This is a genomic window from Candidatus Glassbacteria bacterium (assembly GCA_019456185.1).
Lineage (GTDB): Bacteria > Gemmatimonadota > Glassbacteria > GWA2-58-10 > GWA2-58-10 > JAJRTS01.
This window is the reverse complement of sequence record VRUH01000158.1, coordinates 1-792: the sequence shown is the minus strand read 5'-3', so window position 1 is coordinate 792 and position 792 is coordinate 1. Positions and strand designations below refer to the sequence as shown.

The following is a 792-nucleotide window of genomic DNA, read 5'->3' as shown; positions in this document are numbered from 1 at the left end:
AGCACGCCGTGGCAGCCAAGTCCACCAAGGGCAAGAAGAGCACTCAGCGCAAACTGGCTGCGATCCTCTGTGCGGATGTGGTGGGCTATTCCCGCCTGATGGGCGCAGACGAGGAAGCGACCATCGAGACCCTCACCGCCTACCGCAAGGTCTTCACCTCCAAAATCAGGAAATATCGCGGCCGCGTGGTGGACGCCAAGGGCGACGCGCTGCTGGCTGAGTTTGCCGCCGTGGTGGATGCGGTGAACGGAGCGGTGGAAATCCAGAAGGAGCTTGCCGAGAAAAACAACGACCTACCCGATGACCGCCGAATGGACTTTCGCATCGGCATCAACCTGGGAGACGTGGTGGTGAAGGATGGCGTGATCTACGGCGACGGGGTCAACGTCGCAGCGCGGCTGGAGTCATTGGCGGAATCCGGAGGCATCTGCGTTTCGCGCAGCGCCTACGACCAGGTCAAGAACAAGCTGAAGCTGGAATACGAGTATTTGGGGGAGCAGCAGGTCAAGAACATCGCCGAGCCCGTGCGGGCCTACAGGGTGCTTCTGGATTCCAGGCCGAAGGCCGGGCCGCCTGCAGGGCAACCAGATTCCAAGGCCCCCGCTGAGGAAAAATCTTCCGGCGACGTATTGCCTGCCATTCTGGAGGGCAAGCCCCCGCCCCTGCCGGACAAGCCCTCCATCGCCGTGCTGGCCTTCGAGAACATGAGCGGGGATGCGGAGCAGGAGTACTTCAGCGACGGCATCGCCGAGGACATCATCACCGACCTTTCCAAGATTTCTGGCCTGTTCG

Annotated in this window: 1 protein-coding gene; it reads left to right on the top strand. The window is 61.7% G+C overall.

The genetic code is table 11. The features are described 5' to 3' along the window. Positions 1 to 8: 8 nt before the first annotated feature. The coding region (locus FVQ81_18605; GenBank protein ID MBW7998542.1) for an adenylate/guanylate cyclase domain-containing protein at positions 9 to 792 on the top strand (784 nt) is incomplete at its 3' end.